5 protein-coding genes and 1 pseudogene are annotated in these 4,944 nt (G+C 63.5%); 3 read left to right on the forward strand and 3 right to left on the reverse strand.

The genetic code is table 11. The features are described 5' to 3' along the window. Both A2J02_RS21315 and A2J02_RS21320 read right to left on the reverse strand, forming a co-directional pair. Positions 1-557, reverse strand: a pseudogene (locus tag A2J02_RS21315) (glutathione S-transferase family protein); the annotation flags it as partial. A gap of 68 nt (positions 558-625) precedes the next feature. Beyond that, positions 626-1,369 (reverse strand): GNAT family N-acetyltransferase, encoded by a 744-nt coding sequence (locus A2J02_RS21320; protein ID WP_068053223.1) that lies wholly within the window; start codon positions 1,367-1,369, stop codon positions 626-628. Positions 1,370-1,543: 174 nt separating this feature from the next. Between A2J02_RS21320 and A2J02_RS21325 the strand changes: the two genes are divergently transcribed. Further along, the gene (locus A2J02_RS21325) at positions 1,544-1,747 is read left to right on the forward strand and encodes a cold-shock protein (RefSeq protein WP_008714360.1); all 204 of its coding nucleotides are present in this window, start codon (positions 1,544-1,546) and stop codon (positions 1,745-1,747) included. Between the two features lie 196 nt (positions 1,748-1,943). Here A2J02_RS21325 and A2J02_RS21330 read toward each other — a convergent pair whose 3' ends face one another. Continuing rightward, positions 1,944-3,089, reverse strand: a complete 1,146-nt coding sequence (locus A2J02_RS21330) for an acyl-CoA dehydrogenase family protein (protein WP_068053226.1) — start codon at positions 3,087-3,089, stop codon at positions 1,944-1,946. A gap of 89 nt (positions 3,090-3,178) precedes the next feature. On the opposite strand from A2J02_RS21330, the gene A2J02_RS21335 reads away from it, so the two are divergent. After that, entirely contained in the window at positions 3,179-3,970 is a 792-nt protein-coding gene (locus tag A2J02_RS21335) for an enoyl-CoA hydratase/isomerase family protein (RefSeq protein ID WP_068053232.1), read from the forward strand. A gap of 10 nt (positions 3,971-3,980) precedes the next feature. After that, complete coding sequence (locus A2J02_RS21340; protein WP_068053229.1) at positions 3,981-4,922, forward strand: adenosine deaminase; 942 nt, start codon at positions 3,981-3,983, stop codon at positions 4,920-4,922. Positions 4,923-4,944: the final 22 nt, after the last annotated feature.

Below are 4,944 nucleotides of genomic sequence, written 5' to 3' on the forward strand. Positions count from 1 at the left end.
GATCCAGCGAATCCGCAGCGGTAGACGCCGTTGTTGACGTCCTCGAACACCAGCTGGGCCACTTCGTCGATCTCGCTGCGCAGGGCCTCCGGGTACAGATCGGGGGCTCCGTCGCGGTGATACTGCGTCCACTCGGTCGAGAAATCGAGGGTGATCTGCGGGTAGTCGTTGGTGACGACCTCACCGGAGGGAACGTCGACGATCGCGGGGACGGTGATGCCGCGCTCGTAATCGGGGAAGCGGGCGAAGAACGCGTCCTGAAGTCGAGGGATCTGCAGAACAGAGTCGACGCCGCCGGGCTCCTCCTGGAAGTTCCAACTCCGAGGATCATGGGTCGGACCCGGAATGCCGAGCGACAGAACATCTTCGAGGCCGAGTAGCCGTCGGACGATGATGGATCGATGGGCCCACGGGCAGGCGCGCGCGGCGATCAGTCGGTACCGTCCCGGCTCTACCGGATACCCGTCCCGGCCGTCGGCGGTGATCCGCGTCGGGATGTAGTTGGTGTCGCGCTTGAATTCCTTGCCCGGTTCCACATATGCGGCATCGTCGGCCATGCTCTCGAACTCCTCACATCGATCGGTCTCATCTCGACGCTACCCAGTTCGGAGCCGGCTCAACCGGGTCACGGTCGGAGCACTGCGGTGTGGCACGCGCCGATTTCCACATATCCCAGCCGCGCGGCGAGGCGTCGAGCAACGGCGTTCTCGGGTCGCGATCGCCACTGCGGAATCAGGCCGTCGTCGATGGCATCGTTGGTGGCCAGCCTGCCGACCACCTGAGCGTGGCCCCGTCGGCGATGGTCCGGGTCGGTCAGCACGCGCATGTCGGCCAGGATCAGTTGCTCCTCCGAGTAGCCGGCCGACGCTTGCGAATGGGCCGAGTCGGCAGGTCGGTCGTCGCCGAGCAGCGTGAACCAGTTCCGAGAGACCGGCTCGCCGAATGCCTCGGCGACGTCGGCGTCGCTGCAGTGCGCGGCGAGGTTGCGTGCGTGCTGCGCATCGTGGGAGATCAGCGGGTCGTGTACGTCGATGGTGTGGCCGATGTCCGAGCCGTACGCCAGTGTGTGGGTGCCGATCTCGTAGTGCGCCGAACGGTCGCCGAGCAGTGCCGAGATCCAGGTTCGGTCCGCGCTCGCCGGGCCGCTGATCGCGCGAGAGGCATCGACGGCCCAGGACGGTCCGACGATCACGGTGGTCTCGGCCAGTCGCAGCACGGTGACGTCGTCGGTGGCACCGACATGTTCGACGCGGTCGGCGTCGGTGTCGAGGGCTCGATCGTCCATCTGCAGTCGGCGACACCAGGCCAGACGGACGATGTCGAGTCGATGGGGATCGAAAGGGCGGGCATCGTGAGAGGGGAGATCCACGGCTGAAACCCTAGCCACCGGGGCGCTGAGCAACGTTCCGGTTTCACCGTCCAAAAGCAATCTTTCGAACTTTTTCGCCCCCGGTGTTTCGCTCGGCGCCGATAGATGGCAGACTCACTTTTGAGATTAGAGCTTCGACGTGAAGATCTAGCTCGCTTACAGAAGGTTTACAGAATGACGCAGGGCAGTGTGAAGTGGTTCAACGGCGAAAAGGGCTTCGGCTTCATCGAGCAGGATGGTGGCGGACCGGACGTTTTTGTTCATTACTCGGAGATTCAGGGTAGCGGCTTCAAGTCGCTCGACGAGGGCCAGCGCGTGGAGTTCGAGGTGGGCCAGGGTCAGAAGGGCCCCCAGGCTACCGGCGTCCGCGCCATCTGATTCAAGCTTCGTAACCCGACTTCTCCTGGTGGAGTGACCTTTCCGAAGTAAATTCCGCCAGAAACTCGGTGACAAGGCCGGATACACGGAAGAAATTCCGAGTATCCGGTCTTCGTCTGTTTCGAAGTGCCTGCGGCAGTGGTGCGGTTGGGTGCCTTCCAGGGCACTTGTTCACACCACTGCCGCAGGCACTCACCTACAGCCCCAGATCGCGGCCGATCAGTTCCTTCATGATCTCGTTCGATCCGGCCCAGATCTTGGTCACGCGAGCGTCTTTCCACGCCCGAGCGGCGCGGTATTCGTTCATGAACCCGTAGCCGCCGTGTAGCTGGACGCAGTGGTCGAGGATTTCGTTCTGCACCTGCGAGCTCCACCACTTCGCCTTGGCGGCGTCGATGGCGGTCAGTTCACCGATCCCGTGTGCGGCGATGCAATTGTCGATGTACGCCTGTGCCACATCGAGTTTGGTGACGAGCTCGGCGAGCAGAAACTTGTTCCACTGCAGTGAGCCGATCTGCTGGCCGAATGCCTTGCGATCCTTGGCGTACTGCAGCGTCTCCTTGAGAATGGGACGGACGTGTCCGAGGTTGGCCACCGAGCAGCTGATCCGTTCCTGGGGGAGTAGCTGCATCATGTGGATGAAGCCGCCGTCGAACTCGCCGATCATGTTCGAGCTCGGGACGCGCACGTTCTCGAAGAACAGCTCGGCCGTGTCGGATTCGGGCTGACCGACCTTGTCGAGCTTGCGGCCGCGGGAGAATCCTTCGGTGCCGTTCTCGACGGCGAACAGCGTGATGCCCTTGGCCTTCTTCTCCGGCGTGGTGCGGGTGGCGACGATGACCAGGTCTGCGGAGTTGCCGTTGGTGATGAACGTCTTCGAACCGTTGATGATGAAGTCGTCTCCGTCCTTGACGGCGGTGGTCTTCAGCGCGGCCAGGTCGGAGCCACCGGACGGTTCGGTCATCGCGATCGCCGTGAGAATCTCGCCGCTGCAGAAGCCGGGCAGCCAGCGATTCTTCTGCTCTTCGGTGGTGAGCTTGACCAAGTAGGGCGCGACGATGTCCACGTGGATACCGAAGCACGACGCCACCGCGGCGCTCGAGCGGGCGAGTTCCTCGGCGAGGACGGCGTTGAATCGGTAGTCCTCGGCTCCGCTGCCGCCGTATTCTTCCGGTACTTCCAGTCCCAGGAAGCCGTTGCGTCCGGCCTCGAGCCAGATCTCGCGGTCGATGTATCGCTGCTCGACGAGCTTTTCCTCGACCGGTGTGATGGTCCGGGTGACGAATTCGCGTACCGACGCGCGGAAGTCCTCGTGATCGGCCTCGAACAAGCTGCGCTTCATCTATCTGTTCCTCTCGGTAACGGTGAGTTATCAGCGAACAATACTCGTTGGTAACAACCGTCCCGGACCGGTGTGGCACTATGCGAACCATGGCTGACGCACCCACTTCGCTCGTTCGATCGACCACCGCGGCAGGCGCCGAGCTCGCCGTCCTCACCTTCGACCACGGTCCGCTCAACCTGTTCGATCAGGCCATGTTCGACGCGGTTGCCGCGAACGTTGCCGATCTCGTCGCGCGACCTCCGCGGGCGGTGTTGTTGCGCGCCGAGGGCAAGGTGAACTCTGCGGGCGTCGACGTGCACGTCTTCGATGGTCTGTCCGCTGCGCAGGGTGCCGATCTGTGGCGTGGATTGTTCGCACAGATCGCCCATCCGCTCGAGGCGTTGCCCTGCCCGGTGATCTACGCCGCGCACGGTTTGACGCTCACGGCGGCGTTCGAGATCTCGCTGGCGTGCGACATCATTCTCGCCGGTCCCAAGGCCAAGTTCGGTCTGGTCGAGACCGTCGTCGGTCTGACACCGTCGATGGGCGGACCGCAGCGCCTCGCCGAGCGGGCCGGTTCGGGTCGAGCTCGCGAGCTCGTCATGACCGGTGATCTGTACGACGCGCAGACGCTGAAGGAGTGGGGCGTGGTCAATCAGATCCACGACGACGTCGATGCCGCTGCGCTGGCGCTGACACATCGACTGGCCGACGGCCCCACCGTCGCGCATGCGGCCACGAAACAGATTGTGGCAGCGTGGCGTTCGGGCGGCGTGGCCCATGCGGACGAGATCACTTCGGAGGTCTCCGGAGCACTGTTCGAGACCGAGGATCTGCGGGGTGCGGTGAAGAGCTTCCTCGAGGTCGGCCCGGGGAAGGCGACGTACACGGGCAAGTAGCATCGGGTGAGTGAGTACTGATCAGCTGGCCGAACTGCACCTGCACATCGAAGGGTCGCTCGAACCTCCGCTGATATTCGATCTTGCCGAGCGCAACGGATTGTCGCTGCCGTACAACGACATCGATGAACTGCGGGCGAAATACGAGTTCAGCGACCTGCAGTCGTTCCTGGATCTGTACTACGCGAACATGGCCGTGCTGCGCACTGCCGAGGATTTCGCCGATCTCGCCCGGGCCTACTTCCGCCGCACCGCGCAGGCCGGGGTGACGCACGCGGAGATCTTCTTCGATCCGCAGGCGCACACCGAGCGCGGTGTCCCGCTCGCGGCCGTCGTCGAGGGATTGGCCGACGCCTGTGCGTCCAGCGAGCGCGAATTCGGTGTCACCAGTGGGTTGATCGCGTCGATCCTGCGGGACAAGCCGGTGCTGCATGCCAATCAGCTGTTGGACGATCTGTTGGCCATGCAGGCCCCGATCATCGGTCTCGGCCTCGATTCCGCAGAGGTGGGCTACCCGCCATCGCTCTTCGTCGACGTGTTCGCCAAGGCCCGCGCCGAGGGTCTGCACGTCGTCGCCCATGCCGGTGAGGAAGGTCCACCCGACTACATCTGGCAGGCACTGGATCTGCTGAAGGTCGAGCGCATCGACCACGGGGTGCGGTGCCTCGAAGACGAGGCGCTGGTGAATCGTCTTGTCGAGGAACAGATTCCGCTCACGGTATGCCCACTGTCCAACGTCCGGCTCAAGGTGATCGACACTGTCGAGCAGCTGCCGCTGCGACAGATGCTCGAGCGGGGCCTGTCGGTGTCGATCAACTCGGACGATCCCGCCTACTTCGGCGGCTACGTCGACGACAATTTCGCTGCCCTCGAAGCAGGTATGGGGTTGACCTTGCAGGAGCGAAACGTGTTGGCCGAGAACTCGATCCGCGCGAGCTTCGTGACTGTCTAGATCAACTCGCCGTCACCGAGAT

This window comes from Rhodococcus sp. EPR-147 (genome assembly GCF_001647185.1).
Classification (GTDB): Bacteria; Actinomycetota; Actinomycetes; order Mycobacteriales; family Mycobacteriaceae; genus Rhodococcoides.